Genomic DNA, 20516 nt, shown 5'->3' with positions numbered 1-20516 from the left:
TATCGCCGGCTTGCCCCGCAGGATTTCAGCGTCGCGCCGATAAGACCTTGAACATGCCGTCGCGGGCGAGCTCCGCATGGCTGGAGAAGGCGGCCGCCAGCACCGGTTCGTAGGGAAGCTGACGGTTTGCCACCATGAACAGCCGGCCGCCGGGCTTCAGCGCCTTGCCTGCCGCGCGGATCATGCCGGCACCGATTTCCGGCTCAGTCGCCCGGCTGCGGTGAAAGGGCGGGTTCATGACGACCACGTCGTAGCGGCGCTCGACCGGTTCGCTCAAAAGATCTATCCAGAAGAAACGTGGCCCCACGCCTGTGTTGCCGACATTGGCCTTGGCCGCCTCCAGCGCCTCGAAATCCGCTTCGTAAAGGTCAAGCGCCGATATGCCGGGTGAGCGGGCGGCGACTTCGGCGGCGACATAGCCCCAACCGGCACAGAAATCCGCAACGCTGCCACGCAGATCGTTGGGCAGATTTTCGACCAGCAGCTTCGATCCGGCATCGATCTTGTCGAAGGAAAACATGCCTGGGGCCGTGCCGAAGCGGTCCTCGACCACCAAGTCCGGATTGGCGGCGCGAAGCGTTGCCGCGGCAACGGTATCGGCCGGCCGGCGAAACCAGAAGGCAATGCCGTGATGCTTCGGCAGGTGGTCTTCGAGCGGCACAAGGGCGCCGACATGCTTGCGCAGGCTGGCGATTCCATCGTCCTTGCTGCCGGCGACAACGATCAACCCGCCTGGTGCTGCGCGTTCGACCGCTTCGGCAACGCGCAACTCGTTTTGGCCGCGATGGCGGCCAGCGAGCACAAATGCCGCGTCGAAAGCCTCGCCTTCGACCTGCGGTGTGACCGCGAAGCCGGACGCCTGCAAGGCGCGAAAGTGCGGCCTGAAGCCTTGGACAAGATGAAGCTTGGCATCAAACCCTTCCGGCAAGCGAAAGCCGGGCTCGGCACCGAGAAAGAGTATCCGTTCATCCTTTCGTGGCAGGGAAACAGCACCGGCCTCGAACGGATGGAAAAGCGTTTTCAGCGGCTCGGCGGACATTCACCACTCTTGAACTGCAAGGCTGTTGTTGAAACGCAAACGGGCGCGACCTTCCGGCGCGCCCGCTTCGATTGCATAGTTAGATCAGCTTAGGCGGCGTTTTCTTCGCCTTCGCTCTTCTTGTCGCGCACGATTTCCTTGCCGGTGGCCTGGTCGACGACCTTCATCGACAGGCGGACCTTGCCGCGCTCGTCGAAGCCCATCAGCTTGACCCAGACCTTGTCGCCTTCCTTGACCACATCGGAGGTCTTGGCGACGCGGTCATTGGCGAGTTGCGAGATGTGGACGAGGCCGTCACGCGGACCGAAGAAATTGACGAAAGCGCCGAAGTCGGCGGTCTTGACGACCGTGCCTTCGTAGATTTCACCGACTTCCGGCTCGGCGACGATGGTGTGTATCCACTTCTTCGCCGCCTCGATCTCCTTGGCATTGGCCGAGGCGATCTTGACGGTGCCGTCGTCCTCGATGTTGATCTTGGCGCCGGTCTTTTCGACGATCTCGCGGATGACCTTGCCGCCCGAGCCGATCACGTCGCGGATCTTGTCGGTCGGGATGTGCATGACCTCGATGCGCGGCGCGAACTCGCCGAGCTCGGCACGTGCGCCGGACAGCGCGTGGGCCATTTCGCCGAGAATGTACTGACGGCCATCCTTGGCCTGGTCGAGGGCGATCTTCATGATCTCCTCGGTGATGCCCTCGATCTTGATGTCCATCTGCAGCGAGGTGATGCCGTAGGCGGTGCCCGCAACCTTGAAGTCCATGTCGCCGAGGTGGTCCTCGTCGCCAAGGATGTCGGAGAGCACGGCGAAGCGCTCGCCTTCCTTGATCAGGCCCATCGCAATGCCGGCGACCGGCTTGGCAAGCGGCACGCCCGCGTCCATCAGAGCCAGCGAGGTGCCGCAGACGGTAGCCATCGACGACGAGCCATTGGACTCGGTGATCTCCGAAACGACGCGCAACGTATAGGGGAACTGGTCGGCGGTCGGAAGCATCGGCCGGATGGCGCGCCAGGCGAGCTTGCCATGGCCGATTTCGCGGCGGCCCGGCGAACCCATGCGGCCGGTTTCACCGACCGAATAGGGAGGGAAGTTGTAGTGCAGGAGGAACTTCTCCTTGTACATGCCGGTCAACGAATCGACATACTGCTCGTCCTCGCCGGTGCCGAGCGTGGCGACGACCAGCGCCTGGGTCTCGCCGCGAGTGAACAGCGCCGAGCCGTGCGTGCGCGGCAGGACGCCGACTTCCGAGACGATCTTGCGGACCGTCTTCAGGTCGCGGCCGTCGATGCGCGAGCCGGTGTCGAGGATGTTCCAGCGCACGACCTTGGCCTGGAGCTCCTTGAACACGGTGCCGATCTGTTCGGACGTGTATTTGGCCTCTTCGCCTTCTGCCGGTGCGAACGCGGCCTTGACCTTCGCCTTGACGGCGTCGACGGCGGCATAGCGCTTCTGCTTGTCGGTGATCTTGTAGGCGTCGCGAAGCTCGCCTTCGACGATCTTGAGCATCTCGGCTTCAAGTGCGGAATAGTCTGGCGCGTTGAAGTCGCGCGGGTCCTTTGCCGCGACTTCAGCCAGCTTGATGATCGCGTCGATCACCGGCTGGAAGCCCCTGTGGCCGAACATGACGGCGCCGAGCATAAGGTCCTCGCCGAGTTCCTTGGCTTCGGACTCGACCATCAGCACGGCGTCGGCGGTGCCGGCGACGACCAGGTCGAGCTTCGATTCCTGCATCTCGTCGACATGCGGGTTGAGCACATATTCGCCGTTGATGTAGCCGACTCGGGCGCCGCCAACCGGGCCCATGAACGGCACGCCGGACAAGGTCAGGGCGGCGGAGGTGGCGACGATCGACAGGATGTCCGGGTCATTTTCGAGATCGTGCTGGACGACGGTGACGACGATCTGGGTGTCGTTCTTGTAGCCTTCGGCGAAGAGCGGGCGGATCGGGCGGTCGATCAGGCGGGAAACCAGCGTTTCCTTCTCGCTCGGACGGCCTTCCCGCTTGAAATAGCCACCCGGGATCTTGCCGGCGGCGTAAGTCTTTTCCTGGTAGTTGACCGTCAGCGGAAAGAAGTCGAGGCCGGGCTTCGGCTCTTTCATCGAGACGACGGTGGCGAGAACCTTGGTTTCGCCGTAGGTGGCCAGCACCGCGCCATCAGCCTGACGCGCGATCTTGCCGGTTTCGAGAATGAGCGGACGGCCGCCCCATTCGATTTCCACTTTGTGGTAATTGAACATGTCTTGTCCTTCATATGCGGAAAGGGCCGCGCCGTTTCAGCGTGCGCGGATGCCCCTTTCCCTTGGCTTCCTTTCTCGGGCAGCCACGGGCAAGACAACGGGAGGCTCGGTTTATTCGGCGCGGTGCCGCACGAGCGTCCTGCAATCCTGCCCCATGACCGTCCATGGGCGGTTTCGAGCGGCCCTCTGCTGTTTCGAAACCGGGTTGGCCAATCGATCCGAGTGGCCTTGCGCGTGAACCCGAAAACCAGGTTTTCGGAAAATATCCTGCGCAAATCTAAACTTCAGAGCGTCCTTTGCGCATCCAAACCGATGCGCGGCGCTCTACTTCCTTCATGGAGCCTTGGATGACCCGATGCTCCAATGCGCGACCGGCGGGCTCTCGAAAGAACCCGCCGGTCAATTCGTCAACGGCGCAGACCGAGCTTCTCGATCAGCGTCTGATAGCGCGCGTCGTCCTTGCGCTTGAGATAATCAAGCAGGCTGCGGCGCTGGGAAACGAGAGCGAGCAGACCACGGCGGGAATGGTTATCCTTCTTGTGGTCCTTGAAATGGTCGGTCAGGTTCTTGATGCGCTCCGAAAGGATGGCCACCTGGACTTCCGGAGACCCGGTATCGCCCTTGGCGGTAGCGAATTCGCCCATCAATTCCTTCTTGCGTTCGGCAGTAATCGACATCGTGTTTTTCCTTGTCTGTTTGAGGAAACGGGACGCCCTCAGCCGGGATGTCGTCCAGCAGGGGCCGGTGCAAGCAACGCGTCAAAGCGCGAGGCTGCGGCGCATATAGTGCAATTCCGACAAAAAGGCCAGCCTAATTCACAAGCCGGCTTTTTGCTGCATAAACGGGCACTTCCGCCTAGTCAGAGCCATTTCTTCCATTTGAAGTACGCAAAGAGCCCGACCGCAACAAGCGCCATGAAGACGAGCGACAGGGGATAGCCGTAATAGGCTTTCAGCTCCGGCATGTTCCAGGGCGAGGTGTCGGGGTCGAAATTCATGCCCCATACGCCGACGAGAAAGGTAAGCGGCATGAAGATCACCGAGACGATCGTCAGATAGCTGATGACGTCGTTGGTGCGCGCCTGGCTGAGCGACAAGTGCATCTCGATCAGGCCGGTCAGCATGTCGCGCTGGGTTTCGACCAGTTCGATCAATCGCAGCGAATGATCGAGCGTGTCGTTCAGAAATATCTTGGTTTCGGCCTTCACATAAGAGACGTCGTTGCGGATCATGGTCGCCAGCGCGTCGCGCATCGGCCAAAGCACGCCCTTCAGCACATTGGCATCGCGCCGCAATTCGTGAAGCTGCCGCATCTGATGCTTGTGCGCCTGGTTCAGCATCTGGTCCTCAATGCTGTCGACCAATTCGCCGGCAGCCTCGATCGGCGGGAAATAGCTGTCAACGATGGCGTCGATCAAAGCATAGGCGAGATAGTCGGCGCCGCGCGAGCGCAAGCGGTTGGGCACCGAGCTTGCGATCCGCTTGCGCACGGGATCGAACGGGTCGCCTTCGCGTTCCTGGAAGGTGACGACGAAGTTCCTGCCGAAGAAGACGGCGATCTGTTCGTAGCGATGCGCGGTGACATCGTCGATCATCCTGACGACGACAAAGGCATGGTCCTCGAAGAAATCCACCTTCGGCCGCTGGCCGGTGTTGACGACATCTTCCAGCGCCAACGGATGCAGGTTGAAGATCCGGCCGATCTCCTCGATCAGCTGGATGTTGGCGAGGCCTGTGCAATCGAGCCAGATAACCGGCCAATTGTGGCAATGGGTGTTGACGTCGTCGATGCTGGCATTGTCGATGGTCTTGAACTTTTCGGGCGAGATCAATGTCAGCCTAAGCTCGGAACGGCGTGCCGCCGGGTCGGCGATCAGCGTGCCGGGCGAAGCCCCGACGGGCGGCCGCCGTGTGTTGAGCACCGCCCGCTTCCTGCCCGTCTCAGCCTTTGCCATGTGCCCCCTCGAATGCAGCGTCGGTGCCGCGCATCCCTTCGGACGGCAAACGACGCCGTCGCCCTGTTGATTTAGCGCATGATCCTTTCCCAAAATAGAATCCGGTTGGAGATCATGCGCCGAGAGACAGCTGTTACCCGATAAAGACCCGCTTTGGCTTGAACATGCCTTGCTCGATGGCGCCGATGGCGACCAGCTTGCCGCGCGCGGTGGCGCAGGCCTCCTCCGCTTCTACCGGCGCGTCACGGCCGCGAATGATGACCGGATTGCCGAGGCGGATTTTGGTTGCCGCATCATCGCTGATCGCGACCTGCGGCAGGCATTCGAGCGCCGCGGCGGTGTCGACCAGAAGTGCATCGATGGCACCGAAGTCGATCGGGGCGTCTGCTGCTTGCGGCTCGCCCTGCTCGCCGAAGCGGGCGGCTTCCAGCTCGGCCAGCGTAACGAAATCTTCCTGCGTGAACGGCTCGACCTCGACCCGCCGCAGCTCGGCGATGTGACCAAAGCAGCCAAGGTCGCGGCCCATGTCGCGCGCCAGCGAGCGGACATAGGTGCCCTTGCCGCATTCGACCTCGAAGATGGTGCGATCGGCCATGTGCTCGACCAGATCGAGCCGGCCGATCTCGACCTCGCGTGCCGGAATGTCGATCGTCTCGCCATCGCGGGCAAGGTCGTAGGCGCGCTCGCCGGCGATCTTGATCGCCGAAAATTGCGGCGGCGTCTGCATGATGACGCCGGTATATTTCGAAAGCAGCGCCCGTACGTCGGCTTCCGCCGGACGGCGGTCCGAGCTTTTGGTCGCCGGGCCTTCGAGGTCGTCGGTCGAACGCTCCTCGCCCCAGGCAACCGTGAAGCGGTAGACCTTGGCGCCGTCCTGGACGTATGGCACGGTCTTGGTCGCTTCGCCGAGCGCGATCGGCAGCATGCCGGACGCCAGCGGGTCGAGCGTGCCGGCATGGCCGGCCTTTTCCGCCTGGAACAGCCATTTGATCTTGGAGACGGCTTCAGTCGAGCCCATGCCGACCGGCTTGTCCAGTACCAGCCAGCCCGAGATCGGCCGGCCCTTCTTCTTGCCGCGACGCGCCACTATTCGCTGTCCTTCCGGTCGTCTTTGTCTTTGTCGTCGGCGCTGAGATCGCGCGCCACTTCGGGCGAGTGCAGCAACTCGTTTATCTTCTGGAAATTGTCGTAGCTGGTGTCGAGCCGGAAGCGGAATTCCGGCATGTACTTCATCTGGCGCAGCGCGCCGGAGACGCGGCCGCGCACGAACTTCGCATGCTTGTTGAGCGCCTCGATCACCGCCCCGGCATCCTTGGCGCCGAGCGGCGAAACGAAGGCGGTGGCGATCTTGAGATCGGGCGACATGCGCACTTCCGAGACCGAAACCACCGTGTTCTCGATCAGCGGATCGAGGATCTCGCCGCGCTGCAAGGTTTCCGACAGAGCATGGCGCACCTGCTCGCCTACGCGAAGCATGCGCTGGGATGGGCCTGATGTGATTGAACGGGGCATTTTTCTCTATCCTGAAATCGTGGGGCGCGGGATAGGACCGCACCACATGTCTCATATGGTTTGGGCGGCGGTCTTTCGACCACCGCCCGGTCTCGATGGATGCCCGAACTCGAACGTTCGAGCTCAGAGCGTCCTGGTCACCATCTCGACGCGGAAGCACTCGATGACGTCACCGACGCGCATGTCCTCGTAGTTCTGGAAGGCCATGCCGCATTCCTGGCCGCCCGGAACTTCCGAAACCTCGTCCTTGAAGCGCTTCAGGGTCTTCAGCGTGCCTTCGTGGATGACGACGTTGTCGCGGATCAGGCGCACGCCCGCACCACGCTCGACCTTGCCTTCGGTGACACGGCAGCCGGCGATCTTGCCGACCTTGGTGATGTCGAAGATCTCGAGGATCTCGGCATTGCCGATGAAGGTCTCGCGACGCTCCGGCGAGAGCAGGCCGGAGAGCGCCGCCTTCACGTCATCCACGAGATTGTAGATGATGGAGTAGTAGCGGATCTCGATGCCTGCCGCGGCCGCTGCCGCACGCGCCTGCACATTGGCGCGAACGTTGAAGCCGATGATCGCGGCCCCCGAGGTCTCCGCCAGCGACACGTCGCTTTCGGTGATACCGCCGGCTCCCGCATGGACGATGCGCGCACGCACCTCGTCGGTGCCGAGATTGTCCAGCGCCGCGTTGATCGCCTCGATCGAACCCTGCACGTCGCCCTTGATAACCAGCGGGAATTCTTTCAGTCCGCTGGTCTGCAACTGCGACATCATCTGCTCCAGCGAACCGCGCTGGCCGGCATGCCTGGCAACCGCCTTCTCGCGTGCCAGACGCTGGCGGTATTCGGTGATCTCGCGGGCGCGGGCCTCGTTGTTGACCACGGCGAAGCGGTCGCCGGCCTGCGGCGTGCCTTGCAGGCCGAGCACCTCCACCGGCATTGCCGGCGGCGCTTCCTTGACCTGCTCGCCGCGATCATTGACGAGCGCGCGTACCCGGCCCCATTCGTTGCCGGCGACGAGAATGTCGCCCGGCATCAACGTGCCGGTCTGCACCAGCACGGTAGCGACTGGGCCGCGGCCCTTGTCGAGCTGGGCTTCGATGACCACGCCTTCGGCGGTGCGGTCCGGATTGGCCTTCAGGTCGAGGATTTCGGCCTGCAGCAGGATCGCTTCGAGCAACTTGTCGAGATTGATGCCCTTGGTCGCCGACACCTCGACATCCAGCACCTCACCGCCCATGGATTCGACGAACACCTCGTGGCGCAGCAGTTCCGAACGCACCTTCTGCGGGTCGGCGTCATGCTTGTCGATCTTGTTGATCGCCACAATGATCGGAACGCCGGCCGCCTTGGCGTGATTGATCGATTCGATCGTCTGCGGCATGACGCTGTCGTCAGCTGCCACCACGAGGATGGCGATATCGGTCGCCTGGGCACCGCGGGCACGCATCGCCGTGAAGGCGGCGTGGCCGGGCGTGTCGATGAAGGTAACCTTGTGACCGTTCTTCTCGACCTGATAGGCGCCGATATGCTGGGTAATGCCGCCGGCCTCGCCGGAGACGACGTTGGCATTGCGGATGGCATCGAGCAACGAGGTCTTGCCGTGATCGACATGGCCCATGATCGTTACCACCGGCGGACGCGGCTGCAGGTCCTCGGGACGATCGGCGATGTTGAACAAGCCCTCTTCGATGTCGGACTCGGCGACGCGGCGGACCGTGTGGCCAAATTCGGTGGCGACGAGTTCGGCCGTGTCGGCGTCGATGACGTCACCAGGCTTCAGGATCTGGCCCTGCTTCATGAAGAACTTGACCACGTCGACAGCGCGCTCGGACATGCGCTGCGCCAGCTCCTGGATGGTGATGGTTTCGGGCAGGATCACTTCACGCATGACTTTCTCGCGTGGCTCGTTATGCAACGCGCGCTTGAATTTCTCCTGACGGCGGCGCATCGACGAGAGCGAGCGGGCGCGCGCATCCTCGTCGGAAAGCGCCGAATTCAGCGTCAGCTTGCCGCGGCGGCGGTCTTCCTCGCCCTTGGTCGGTTTGGCCGGACGCGCCACTTCCGGCGTGACCAGACGGCGCACTGGTGCGCCGGCACCGGTCCGCTTCGGTTTGACCTCTTCCTCGTCATCGACTGTTGCCAGTTCGGCGGCGAGCGGCGCACGGCGGCGCGCCTCTTCCTCGGCACGGCGGCGGGATTCGGCCTCGGCTTGCAGCCGTGCCTCTTCCTCGGCCTGACGGCGAGCCGATTCCTCGCGCTCGCGGCGGCGGCGCTCTTCGTCCTCGCTGCGGCGCTTGGCTTCCTCGATGGCGCGCTGGCGATCCTCGACATCGCGGACCTTCGAGCCCTCGAGAGCCCGGCGGCGTGCTTCCATTTCCTGGCGCGACAACTCGTTCAGCACCATGCCGCCGCGTTCGACCGGCGGCGGAGGGGGAGGCGCCTTGGGAGCTTCCTGCACGGCAGGCGCTGCCGCGACCGGCTTCGGCGTGAAGACGGACACAGGCGCTGCCGCCGGCTCCGGCTTGTCGCCGGGCAGCGAGAACTTGCGCTTCTTGGTCTCGACGACCACCGACTTGGTGCGGCCGTGCGAGAAGTTCTGGCGCACCGTGCCCTGTTCCATACCGGGGCGCTTCAGCGTCAAGGTCTTCTTCGGCGTAACACTCAGCGTCTTGTCGTCGCCCGATTTCGTATCGCTCATTCCATATCCTCTGCGGCATCATCTTCGTCAGCAACGGCCGCAAGCATTGCCAGATCGTCCGGGGAACCGCCCCGATATCGGTCGAGCGCAACCATGCGCTTCTGGACCGCCCTGCCCGCGTCTCCCGCGAGAACGGCAGCATGTATCACATTTGTACCCCCCAATGCCAAGCTCAACTCGGCCTCGGAGAAAAGTTTGTAAGCGCGGATCGCAGGCCCGCCGAGGTGGACGGTTGCCCGCCGCGCCTGGCTTATCTTGCGGACGCCATCGTCGGAAGCCTCGATCGCGTGGAGCACGAAAAGTGCAAGTCCGCCGCGCACGGCGCTCTCGACCTTGGTCGCTCCGAGCGCTATGGCGCCCGCCTTGCGGGCCAGGCCAAGCATGCCCAGAGCGGACCTGGAAAGCAGCGCGTCGACCATGCCGCCAAGATCGGCCGGCACGCTCACCTGCGCCTTAAAAGCACGGGCAAACAGGTTTTTGGCCGCTGCCTTTTCTATATGTAGGCGGTCGGCCGTCACCCAGCAACCGCGGCCGGGCAGGTTTCTCTTGATGTCCGGAACGACGGCCGAATCCGGGCCGACGACGAAACGGATCAGTTCATCCGGTTCGGCTTGCCTGCGGGTGACGATGCAGGTGCGATCGTTCATCTCGTCGAAGGGCGGGTTCGGTGCGATGCGGTTTCACCTCACGCACCGACGGTTTCGTCAGCCGGCACGCCCTCGGCGGCAAGCTCGTCTTCGGTGATCCAGCCAGCCTTCAGGCGAGCGGCCAGGACCATCTGCTCGGCATCGGCGCGTGATACGCCGTGGTTGGCGAGCACACCCGGGAATACCTTCGTCTCGCCGTCCTTGCGTTCCTTCCAACCGGTCAGGTCGTCGGCGGCGTAGCCGGCGAAATCCTCGATCGTCTTCACGCCGTCCTCGCCGAGCGTCACCATCATGGCGGTGGTGATGCCGGGAATCTCGCGCAGCTCGTCCTTGACGCCGAGCGCCTTGCGCTTCTCGTCATGCTCGGCTTCGATCTTCTCCAGATATTCGCGGGCGCGGGTCTGGATTTCCGAAGCCGTGTCCTCGTCGAAGCCGTCGATCGACGCGATTTCGCCGGAGTCGACATACGCGACCTCCTCGACGCTGGTGAAGCCTTCGGAAGCGAGCACCTGGCCGACCATCTCGTCGACGTCGAGGGCTTCCATGAACAGCGACGACCGTTCGACGAATTCCTTCTGGCGGCGTTCGCTCTCTTCCTGCTCGGTCAGGATGTCGATATCCCAGCCGGTGAGCTGCGAGGCAAGACGGACGTTCTGGCCGCGGCGGCCGATGGCCAGCGACAGCTGATCGTCGGGAACGACGACCTCGATGCGCTCGGCATCCTCGTCGAGCACGACCTTGGCGACTTCCGCCGGCTGCAACGCATTGACAATGAAGGACGCGGCCGAAGGCGACCACGGAATGATGTCGATCTTCTCGCCCTGCAATTCACCGACGACCGCCTGGACGCGGCTGCCGCGCATGCCGACGCAGGCGCCGACCGGATCGATGGAGCTGTCGCGCGAGATGACAGCGATCTTGGCGCGCGAACCCGGATCGCGGGCGACCGACTTGATCTCGATGATGCCGTCGTAGATTTCCGGCACTTCCATGGTGAACAGCTTCGCCATGAACTGCGGATGGGTGCGCGACAGGAAGATCTGCGGGCCGCGCTGTTCGCGGCGCACGTCATAGACATAGGCGCGGACGCGATCGCCATATTTGTAGTTTTCGCGCGGAATCAGCTCGTCGCGGCGGATGATCGCCTCGCCGCGGCCGAGATCGACGATGACGTTGCCGTATTCGACGCGCTTGACGGTACCGTTGACGATCTCGCCGATACGGTCCTTGTATTCGTCATATTGCCGGTCGCGCTCGGCCTCGCGCACCTTCTGCACGATGACCTGCTTGGCGGACTGGGCGGCGATGCGGCCAAAATCCATCGGCGGTAGCTGTTCGGCAATGAAATCGCCGAGCTGGGCGTCCGGATTGCGCTCGCGCGCCGAGGAAATGGCAATCTGCGTCGCGTAGTCATCGACCTTCTCGACCACTTCCATCAGCCGCTGCAGCTTCATCTCGCCGGTGTTGGCATTGATGTCGGCGCGGATATTGGTTTCCTGGCCGTAGCGCGAGCGCGCGGCCTTCTGGATCGCATCGGCCATGGCGGCGATGACGATCGACTTGTCGATCGACTTTTCACGCGCGACCGCATCGGCGATCTGCAGCAGTTCAAGCCTGTTGGCGCTTACAACCATCTTCTTTCTCCCGAGCTTGTTGCCGACCTTTACGGCCGGCAGCCCAATCACATTTCCTGTTCGGTTTCGTCTTCCGCACCCTCTGGTGCGTCTTCGGGTTCGCCGCGGCGTTTCCTGGCTTCCTTGCGCGCCCGATTGTCCTTCGACAGCGCATCGCGGATAAGGTCGTCGGTCAGAATCAGCCGCGCTTCGGCAATCGCATCGTAGGGAACACGTACCGTCGGCTCCTCGCCGTAAGCGGCCTTGTCACGCTCGATCAGCACACCGTCCGCGTCGCTTTCGGCGATCTTGCCCTTGAAGCGCTTACGGTCGGCGACGAGAACCGACGTTTCCATCTTCACCAGATGGCCGGTCCAGGCTGCAAAGTCCGATTTGCGGACCAGCGGCCGGTCGATGCCCGGCGACGACACTTCGAGATGATAAGCCTTCTCGATCGGATCATCGACATCGAGCGCCGGCGACACCGCCCGGCTGACCTCTTCACAATCCTCGACCGTCATCGTGCCGTCCTCGCGCTCGGCCATGATCTGCAGCGTCAGCCCGTTCTGGCCCGACAGGTGCACACGTACCAAGCGGAAGCCAATGGCGCGCAGTACCGGCTGAACGATCAGCGCGATGCGCGCATCGATGCCGCTTTCGCGGATGATGCGGTCGTCGCCTTCGCTTGCCGTCACTGTCATTCGGTCCTGTCACTCGATTTCTGTTGGTCGGCAGGTAATAAAAAAGAGCGGGACCGGGTGGACCCACTCTTCGTCATAGCGACCAAGAATTTGAAGCTGATATAGACGATCGTGGTCCTCGTTTCAAGCCCGTCCTGCATGACGGCAAGGCTCCGAGTCCGCAGCGCTGCGCCAAATGCATGGCGCCCATGCAGTGATCCCCCTTTGAGCACCGGCCACGCACGACTATCTATGTTGCATTGCACAATTGGAGCGCTCACTGCGCTCGAAAGGGTACCATCATGAACAATCGTGGATTTTTTTCAGCCATAGGCGATGTCTTTAGCGTGTTCGGCAGCGCCGTAGCCGCGTCGCGGGCTGTGGAAAGCGGTCGCAAGCCGCGTGCGCGTGATCTGCGCAATCTCGGCATGGAGCCGGCAGCCTTCGACAAGATCCGTCGCTTCTGAGCCAAGTGAGCGCCGAGAGCCTTCGGCCCGCTCGCCTTGTGCTCAGCTCTAATTTCCCGCTTATTTCCGCACGAAGGTGAGATAGGCGGGCCGTCGGCCTTCGCGAATGGCCTTGGCCTCATAGCGCGTCCCCGGCCAGCCATCATAGGGCCGGTGCCAGTCGGCTGCTTCGCTTGCCTGCCACGTGAAGGCGTCGTGCGCCCGGCAATGCAGGAGCGTCCAGTTCACATAGCTGTCGATATCGGACGCAAAGTGGAACTTTCCGCCGTGCTTCAGGACGCGCGCGAAGCGGTCGAGATTGACCGGGCTGACGAAGCGCCGCTTCCAGTGCTTCTTCTTCGGCCACGGATCCGGATAGAGAAGATCAATGCCGTCAAGCGAAGCCTGCGGCAGCCAGTCCAGCAGACGTGTGGCGTCGTCGTCATAGACGCGCAGATTGGCAAGCGGCCGCTCCCGGACCGCTATCATCATCTTGGCCATGCCGTTGACGAAAGGCTCGACGCCGATAAAGCCGGTCGCCTGGCTGGCCGTAGCACGGTGCAGAAGATGTTCGCCGCCGCCAAAACCGATTTCGAGCTGGACAGCCGAAACTTCGGCTTCGAAAAGGCTGCGCAAGTCGGCCGGCGGTTCAACCGTCAGATCGAGCCTGTAGGCGGCGAAGCCGCTCTCCAGCGCCGCTGCCTGTTGTGGTCGAATGGTCTTGCCGCGCCGGCGACCGAAAAAGGCCTCGGTCGCACGGCTTGGCCGGTCCTTCGGATCCATAGGCGCCGCGGTTAGGCGGCGACTGCTTCGGCGACCGGTTCGGCGAGAGCGTCCTTGAGCGCCTTGGCGAGATCGGTCTTCTCCCAGGAGAAGGATCCGTCGCGGCCGGCCTTGCGGCCAAAATGGCCGTAGGACGACGTCTTGGCATAGATCGGCTTGTTGAGATCGAGGTGGCGGCGGATGCCGGACGGCGACAGGTCCATCACGGCGCGCAGTGCACGCTCGAGTTTTGCCTCGTCGACCTTGCCGGTGCCGTGCAGGTCGACGTAGATCGACAGCGGCTGGGCGACACCGATCGCATAGGAAAGCTGGATGGTGCAGCGATCGGCGAGCTTTGCGGCAACCACGTTCTTGGCGAGATAACGCGCCGCATAGGCCGCCGAGCGGTCGACCTTGGTGGTGTCCTTGCCAGAAAAAGCGCCGCCGCCATGAGGCGCAGCCCCACCATAAGTGTCGACGATGATCTTGCGGCCGGTCAGGCCGGCGTCGCCATCAGGCCCGCCGATGACGAACTTGCCGGTCGGATTGATGTACCAGTTGCAATTGTCGGCAATCTTCAGGTCGCCCAGTGCTTCGCGAATATAGGGCTCGACGACGTTGCGCACCTTCTTCGAATCCCACGTCTCATCGAGATGCTGGGTCGACAGCACGATCTGCGTCACTTCCGCCGCTTTGCCGTCGACATAGCGGACGGTGACCTGGCTCTTGGCATCCGGCCCAAGCCTGCCGGCATCACCGCTGCCTTCATGGCGCGCAGCCGCCAGCAATTCGAGGATCTTGTGGCTGTAATAGATCGGCGCCGGCATCAGGTCCGGGGTTTCGCGGCAGGCATAGCCAAACATGATGCCCTGGTCGCCGGCTCCCTCCTCGCCTTGCCGGTCGGAGGCGTTATCGACGCCTTGGCCGATATCCGGCGACTGGCCGTGCAGCAGGACCTCGATCTTGGCTGTCTTCCAGTGGAAACCGGCCTGCTCGTAGCCGATTTCGCGGATCGCCTTGCGAGCGACCGACTTGAACTTGGCCGGGTTGACAATCGGATGGCCGGCCGCATCCTTCAGGACGTTGCCCTCCTTGTCCTTCTTGAGCAGCGTCTCGGGGACGCGCACCTCGCCGGCGATGACAACGCGATTGGTCGTCGCAAGCGTCTCGCAGGCAACGCGGACCTTCCACGGGTCCATGCCGGTCTTTCTGGCTTCGCGATAGACGAGATCGACAATCTCGTCGGAGATGCGGTCGCAGACCTTGTCGGGATGGCCCTCGGCAACGGATTCCGAGGTGAAGAAGTAATTGTGCCGCGTCACGGGTGTCCCCTCTTGAAAAAAATATCGGCAGGCCGCCGATTTTGGCGCGCCAGTTGTTAACGGTGCCGGGCGTCGCTCGTCAAGCCATGCAGCCGTTCTGGCATGAATTTTGACGTTATTATCTTTGCATCCCGAGACGGCGGCAGGGCGCACTGCGATCAGCCCTTGCACCAACAGACTGAGGAAAACGGCTTCGAGGAAGCGTGTCGAGCGAAATCGATCTGCGCTTCAGCGCATCTGCGGAATGAACATCCCTCAATGGCGCAGCCGCGAGAAATTGCATGCCCAGCTACGACGACCCCTTCCTTGTTGAACTCTTCACGGGCCAGTCAATCGACTTCGTCGGTGGAAAGCGACTTCACCAGCTCGATGATCTTGCGGCGCACTTTCACGTCGGCGATCTTGACGAAGGCGCGATTCAGCTGGAGGCCTTCCGGGCTGCCGCAGAATTCGACGGCGGAGGTCATCGAAGCATCCTCGGCAAATCCACGGTTGCCCACGGGCTCCTGACCGGGCGCATCCTCGAAAAAGAAGGCGACGGGGACGCCGAGTATGGAGGCGATTGCCTGCAAACGGCTGGCGCCGACGCGATTGGTGCCCTTTTCGTACTTTTGGATCTGCTGGAACGTTATGCCGAGGTTTTCACCCAGTTTTTCCTGGCTCATTCCCAGCATATTGCGGCGAAGCCGGATGCGGCTTCCGACGTGGATGTCGATCGGATTCGGCTTTTTCTTGTTTTCTTCTGTCATTTTTTCCTCGCCGAATTTTTCCGGCTTTTTCTATTTTGCTGCCCAAACGACGCCGCGGCCCGTGCCCCAACAGAACGACCTTATCGACTTCGAAAATTTTCAGGCGCTTACAGTATGAGTTTCTAATGTGTCGGCTGTCAATTCGCCCGTAGCCTTTGCCTTACGTTCAAAATGCATGCCGTAACGGCAAGCAAAAACATGATCAGCATTCCGTTAATGCGTCGTTGGCCGGAGGAAACGACGGCTTGGTTGGAGATCGGCACACGCACATCGATCGCGCCGCGTGCATCGATTGCCAGCGCGTCGACGATGCGACCGCGCGGGTCGACAACGGCCGAAATGCCGTTATTAGCCGCGCGCAACAGGGGCACCCCATTCTCCACCGCCCGGATCTGCGCCTGCCTGAAGTGCTGGTACGGCCCCGGCGTGTCGCCGAACCAGGCGTCATTGGTGACGTTCACAATAAGCTCGGCTGACGTTGCGTCAACTGCGACCAGATCGGGAAAGATGACCTCATAGCAAATAAACGGCAGCGCCCGGATACCGCCGGGCAGCGCGATCGGATGCCGCTCATTGCCCGCCGCGAAGGTCATTGGACCGGCAACAAGCTGCTCAAGCCCGAAGCGGCCGAGCAGATCGGCGAAAGGCAGGTATTCGCCGAAGGGTACCAGGTGGACCTTGTCGACGGCATCGACGATTTCGCCCCTTTCGTCGATCGCCACCACAGAGTTGTAGTAACGGCTGCCGGCCGCCGAGCCGCCTTCCTCGCGAACGACGCCGGCGACCAGCATCTGGCCATCGCCAAGCATCTCTCCGATCGCAGGCAGGGCATCCGGACGTTCGGTGAACAGAAACGGCACGGACGTCTCCGGCCACAGGATCAATTGCGGCCTGTCATGGCCGGGTTCCGGCGCCTTGGCCGAAAGCCCCATCATGGTGGCGAAGATACGGTCACGCACCGAGGTATCCCATTTTTCCGTAAGGTCGACGGCAGGCTGCACGATACGGACGTCAAGGCTGCGGGCGGCCGGCTTTTCGGGGGCGGCGAGCCGGATATAGCCGAAGCCGGCATGGGCGGCGACGAGAACGACAAGCAACGCCGCGCCGAGGCGAAGATGCTGGCGCGCCGCAAGCAGCGCCGGCAGCGCGAAGACGAAGACCGCAAGCGCGTTCATGCCGACCATGCCGGTCACCGAGACGCTCTGCATCAGCAAAGGCACCGGCATCGCCGCATAGCCGACGGCATTCCACGGAAAGCCGGTGAACAGGAAGCCGCGCAGCCATTCCGCCAGCGCAAAGCCGAAGGCGAGCGCGGCGATGCGCCCGATGTCGTTGCTCCACAACAGCCGGGCAACCACGGCAGCGAAACCGTAAAAGAGGGCCAGCGCGAGGGGGATGCCGACCACCGCGAACGGCAAGGCCCAGGCAAAGCTGTCGGCCTCGACCAGCAGCGCCGAGCCGACCCACCAGAGACCGGCAAGAAAGTAGCCGAAACCGAACCACCAGCCGGTGGCGAAAGCCGGCCGCAAGCGCCGCAGAAAACCGTCCGAGGCTTCGCCGGTCGCGCCGTCGAGGAGCCACACCAGCAGCGGGAACGAAACGAAACAGACGGCGAAGAAATCGTAAGGCGCCTGGGCAAGAACCGTCAGCGCCCCGGCAAGAAACGCCACTAGCGCGCGCCGCCAGCCCCAAAGCAGAATTATCCGGCCGGCCTGGCGCTCCATCTATGCTTCCGAGTCGTGCGAATCAGGAAGCAAGATTTATCAGGCTGCGGGCTTGGCTCCAAACCGGGCGACCTAGTCCGCTCATAGCTATCGATGCCAGCCTTGTATCTTCAGCCCGCCCAGCCGCTCAGCCTCTACGCGTGGGACAGAGCCGACAGTCTGGGAAAAGGTCCAGACATGGCCTTCAGGATCGCGCGCGTGTTCTTGCCTGCAACTGAAGCCGGGCTGGCTATATGGTCGGCCCATTCGGAATCGACGATGATATAGCCGTCGCCGAACCGCATCTCGGAATGGACGAGCCTGCCATTAGCATCGCTGACCACCATGCTCGGCTCGAAGCCGAAAGCCTTTTCAAGCCATGTCAATGCGGCCCGCGGATCCTGGTAGAAGACGCCGGAGCCTAAGTCGAGTGCTTGAACGGGTCCTCAACCGGCATCGGGCAAGCCGCGTCCTTCAAGCCTGCTCGGTGCGGACGGCGCGGCGGCGGCGCTCGCCCTTCAGGGTCTCGACGATGCGCACGCGCTTGACGCGGCGTGGGTCGGCGTCGAGCACATGAAACTCGAAGCCGGGTATGGCCTGCACCACTTCGCCGCGCGCCGGCACCCGGCCAAGCGTGTTGAAGATCATGCCGCCGATCGTGTCGACATATTCGCCGTGCTCGCCGGCGGCGAAATCCTCGCCGATCATCTTGGCGACGTCGTCGATCTCGGCCTTGCCGTCGACGATGAAGACGCCTTCGCCGGCCTGGGTAATCATCGGCTCGTCCTCGTCATGCTCGTCCTCGATGTCGCCGACCACCATCTCGACGATGTCCTCGAGCGAGACGAGACCGTCAGTACCGCCATATTCGTCGATGACCAAAGCCATCTGGGTCCGCGTCGTCTGCATCCGCCCCATCAGGTCGGAGGCGAGCATCGACGGCGGCACGAACAGCACCGGTCGGATCAGGTTGAGATCGCCGATGGTGCGCGCCAGATCGACCTGAGCGAGATCGAGAACCGTCGCGACCGGAGTTTTCCTTGTCGTCCTGCCCTTTCTGACGCGGGCGACCTTGGTGATGTGCGCCAGCACGTCGCGGATATGAACCATGCCGCGCGGATCGTCGAGCGTCTCCGAATAGACCGGCATGCGGGAATGGCCGGACTGCTCGAACAGCCCCAGAAGATCACCCAGCTTCGTGGTGATCTCGACCGCCTCGATGTCGGCGCGCGGCACCATGACGTCCTCGACGCGCACTTCGCGCAGGCGCAGGATGTTGTTGAGCATGGCGCGTTCGCCAGGCGAGAAGGATTCTGCATCGCTCGCCGTTTCGGCAAGCGCACCGGCAATCTCCTCGCGCAGGCTGGTGCCGTTGCGGTGCCTGAAAAGCCCGAGCACGCGATCAAACAGGGAAGGACCGGCAGGCGATGCCTCGCTGGCGAAGCTGCCGGTCGAGGTACTCGGACTCGAGCCCTCTTCCGTCGTTTCGGAAGGCTTGATCACACTGCCGGCGTCGGAGCGGGCGGCAGTCTCTGGTTTGTCGTTCATCATCGTCCGGTCAATTGGTCTTTTGTAATTACGTGTAGGGATCGGGAATGGCAAGCCTCGCAAGTGCTGCGCGCTCTGTCGCTTCCATCAGTTCCGCTTCGGCATCGGTTTCGTGATCATAGCCCAGCAAATGCAGCAGGCCATGGATGACGAGATGGGAGATATGGTCCTCGATGGGCTTGTCTTCCAGTGCCGCCTCGCGCGCGACAGTCTCGGCGGCCAGCACGATGTCGCCGAGCATCGGCGGCAGAGGCCCGCCCCTGGCAAACGGAAAAGCCGGAAAAGACAGGACGTTGGTCGGCTTGTCCTTGCCGCGCCAGCCGGCATTGAGCGTACGGATATGGGCATCGTCGGAAAAGACGATGCTGAGCTCGGAACGGCCGTCGGCACCGGTTTCGGCAAAGCCGGCCGAGACGGCGTGGTCGACCAGCCGCGTCAGCGTCGTCTCGTCGGGCCAGTCGCCCGCCTCGATCGCGATGTCGATCTCGACGGGAAGCGGCCCCCCCGCCTTTTGCTCCTCAGCCATGCGGCCGCATAATCATATCAGCTTTCGACACCCAGGCCCCTGGCCAGCTTGCCGTCGCGGTCATAGGCCTTGACGATCTCGGCGACCAGCGGATGCCTGACGACGTCGCCTTCGTTGAAGCGGACCGTCACCATGCCGGTGACGCCGTCGAGGATTCTCAGCGCCTCGACCAGGCCGGACTTGGTGTTTGGCGGCAGATCGATCTGGGTCGGATCACCGGTGACGATCATGCGCGAGTTCTCGCCGAGGCGGGTCAGGAACATCTTCATCTGCATCGGCGTAGTGTTCTGCGCCTCGTCGAGTATGACGGCAGCGTGCGCCAGCGTACGGCCGCGCATGAACGCCAGCGGCGCGATCTCGATGACCTCGGCGGCAATCGCCCGCTCGACCTTGTCGGCCGGCATCATGTCGTAGAGCGCGTCATAGAGCGGCCGCAGATAGGGATCGACCTTCTCCTTCATGTCACCCGGCAGAAAGCCAAGCCGTTCGCCCGCCTCGACCGCGGGGCGCGACAGCACGATGCGTTCGACCATGCCGCGTTCGAGCAGCATTGCCGCATGCGCCACCGCCAGATAGGTCTTTCCGGTGCCGGCCGGGCCGATGCCGAAGACGAGTTCCGACCGCTCCAGCGCGCGCATGTAGGCGTCCTGGTTGAGCGAGCGGGCATAGATGGTCTTCTTGCGCGTCGATATCTGGGCGGCGGACACCTTGCCCTTGCGCTCCAGCGTCGGCAGCGTCAGCTGGTCGTCGCTGGCGATCGCCATGCGCACGGCGCCGTCGACATCGGACTGGCCGATGTCGGTGCCTTTCTGCAGAATGCCGTAAAGATTGTCCAAGGCGCGGCGTGCCTGCTCGGCGGCCGAGGAAGAGCCCTTGATGGTCAATTGATTGCCGCGCGAGCGGATATCGACGCCGAGCTTCTGCTCGAGTCGGGCCAGATTCTCGTCGAACTGGCCGTAAAGGGCGCTGGCAAGCTTGTTGTTGTCGAAAGTCAGTACGATGTGCGCGATATCCGAGGCCCCCGAGGGTAGGTTCTGGGGCAGGTTCTTCACTTCAGCAGCGCTCAACCGTCTCTCCTCATCTGCCG

The 20516-nt window shown here is 62.8% G+C and carries 19 protein-coding genes; 1 reads left to right on the top strand and 18 read right to left on the bottom strand.

Translation table 11 applies throughout. From position 1 onward, the window contains the following. Positions 1–25: 25 nt before the first annotated feature. The 10 genes from X773_RS54925 to rimP form a co-directional block, all read right to left on the bottom strand. Entirely contained in the window at positions 26–1039 is a 1014-nt protein-coding gene (locus X773_RS54925; RefSeq protein WP_023676909.1) for a class I SAM-dependent methyltransferase, read from the bottom strand. A gap of 89 nt (positions 1040–1128) precedes the next feature. Continuing rightward, positions 1129–3276, bottom strand: coding sequence for a polyribonucleotide nucleotidyltransferase (gene pnp / locus X773_RS54920; RefSeq protein WP_023676908.1), 2148 nt, complete (start codon positions 3274–3276; stop codon positions 1129–1131). A 407-nt stretch (positions 3277–3683) separates the two neighbouring features. Next, entirely contained in the window at positions 3684–3995 is a 312-nt protein-coding gene (gene rpsO / locus X773_RS54915; protein ID WP_280940423.1) for a 30S ribosomal protein S15, read from the bottom strand. A 140-nt stretch (positions 3996–4135) separates the two neighbouring features. Then, complete coding sequence (corA, locus tag X773_RS54910) at positions 4136–5230, bottom strand: magnesium/cobalt transporter CorA (RefSeq protein WP_023676906.1); 1095 nt, start codon at positions 5228–5230, stop codon at positions 4136–4138. A gap of 133 nt (positions 5231–5363) precedes the next feature. Next, entirely contained in the window at positions 5364–6317 is a 954-nt protein-coding gene (gene truB / locus X773_RS54905; protein WP_023676905.1) for a tRNA pseudouridine(55) synthase TruB, read from the bottom strand. Next, on the bottom strand, positions 6317–6742 hold the full coding sequence (gene rbfA / locus X773_RS54900; RefSeq protein WP_023676904.1) for a 30S ribosome-binding factor RbfA: 426 nt from the start codon (positions 6740–6742) through the stop codon (positions 6317–6319). Before rbfA ends, truB begins: the two co-directional genes overlap by 1 nt. 123 nt (positions 6743–6865) lie before the next feature. After that, positions 6866–9433, bottom strand: a complete 2568-nt coding sequence (infB, locus tag X773_RS54895; RefSeq protein WP_023676903.1) for a translation initiation factor IF-2 — start codon at positions 9431–9433, stop codon at positions 6866–6868. Continuing rightward, positions 9430–10080, bottom strand: a complete 651-nt coding sequence (locus X773_RS54890; protein ID WP_023676902.1) for an RNA-binding protein — start codon at positions 10078–10080, stop codon at positions 9430–9432. The genes infB and X773_RS54890 overlap by 4 nt, the downstream gene beginning before the upstream one ends. A 38-nt stretch (positions 10081–10118) precedes the next feature. Continuing rightward, a complete protein-coding gene (nusA, locus tag X773_RS54885) occupies positions 10119–11714 on the bottom strand; it encodes a transcription termination factor NusA (RefSeq protein WP_023676901.1) in 1596 nt (531 codons plus the stop codon). A gap of 47 nt (positions 11715–11761) precedes the next feature. Further along, positions 11762–12394: a ribosome maturation factor RimP gene (gene rimP / locus X773_RS54880; protein ID WP_023676900.1), complete on the bottom strand. Its 633-nt coding sequence runs from the start codon at positions 12392–12394 to the stop codon at positions 11762–11764. A gap of 281 nt (positions 12395–12675) precedes the next feature. On the opposite strand from rimP, the gene X773_RS74545 reads away from it, so the two are divergent. After that, on the top strand, positions 12676–12840 hold the full coding sequence (locus X773_RS74545; RefSeq protein ID WP_023676898.1) for a hypothetical protein: 165 nt from the start codon (positions 12676–12678) through the stop codon (positions 12838–12840). 60 nt (positions 12841–12900) lie between these two features. On the opposite strand, the gene X773_RS54875 is transcribed toward X773_RS74545, so the two are convergent. The 8 genes from X773_RS54875 to X773_RS54840 all read right to left on the bottom strand — a co-directional run bounded on the left by X773_RS54875 (position 12901) and on the right by X773_RS54840 (position 20496). Further along, complete coding sequence (locus tag X773_RS54875) at positions 12901–13602, bottom strand: tRNA (guanosine(46)-N(7))-methyltransferase TrmB (protein ID WP_023676897.1); 702 nt, start codon at positions 13600–13602, stop codon at positions 12901–12903. A gap of 11 nt (positions 13603–13613) precedes the next feature. Beyond that, positions 13614–14903 carry a methionine adenosyltransferase gene (gene metK / locus X773_RS54870; RefSeq protein WP_023676896.1) on the bottom strand — a complete coding sequence of 430 codons (1290 nt, stop codon included), beginning with the start codon at positions 14901–14903 and terminating at the stop codon, positions 13614–13616. Between the two features lie 329 nt (positions 14904–15232). Continuing rightward, complete coding sequence (locus X773_RS54865; RefSeq protein WP_023676895.1) at positions 15233–15652, bottom strand: helix-turn-helix domain-containing protein; 420 nt, start codon at positions 15650–15652, stop codon at positions 15233–15235. A gap of 137 nt (positions 15653–15789) precedes the next feature. Beyond that, positions 15790–17376 carry an apolipoprotein N-acyltransferase gene (gene lnt, locus X773_RS54860; RefSeq protein WP_023676894.1) on the bottom strand — a complete coding sequence of 529 codons (1587 nt, stop codon included), beginning with the start codon at positions 17374–17376 and terminating at the stop codon, positions 15790–15792. Positions 17377–17510: 134 nt separating this feature from the next. Further along, on the bottom strand, positions 17511–17741 hold the full coding sequence (locus X773_RS54855) for a hypothetical protein (protein WP_245274703.1): 231 nt from the start codon (positions 17739–17741) through the stop codon (positions 17511–17513). Between the two features lie 88 nt (positions 17742–17829). After that, positions 17830–18903 carry a hemolysin family protein gene (locus X773_RS54850; protein WP_023676893.1) on the bottom strand — a complete coding sequence of 358 codons (1074 nt, stop codon included), beginning with the start codon at positions 18901–18903 and terminating at the stop codon, positions 17830–17832. Positions 18904–18931: 28 nt separating this feature from the next. Then, positions 18932–19429 carry an rRNA maturation RNase YbeY gene (ybeY, locus tag X773_RS54845; RefSeq protein WP_023676892.1) on the bottom strand — a complete coding sequence of 166 codons (498 nt, stop codon included), beginning with the start codon at positions 19427–19429 and terminating at the stop codon, positions 18932–18934. Positions 19430–19446: 17 nt separating this feature from the next. Next, positions 19447–20496, bottom strand: a complete 1050-nt coding sequence (locus X773_RS54840; RefSeq protein ID WP_023676891.1) for a PhoH family protein — start codon at positions 20494–20496, stop codon at positions 19447–19449. Positions 20497–20516 lie beyond the last annotated feature (20 nt).

This window comes from Mesorhizobium sp. LSJC280B00, assembly GCF_000502835.1.
Classification (GTDB): domain Bacteria; phylum Pseudomonadota; class Alphaproteobacteria; order Rhizobiales; family Rhizobiaceae; genus Mesorhizobium.
The sequence above is the reverse complement of the archived record's forward strand: the minus strand, read 5'-3'. Positions and strand labels throughout refer to the sequence as shown.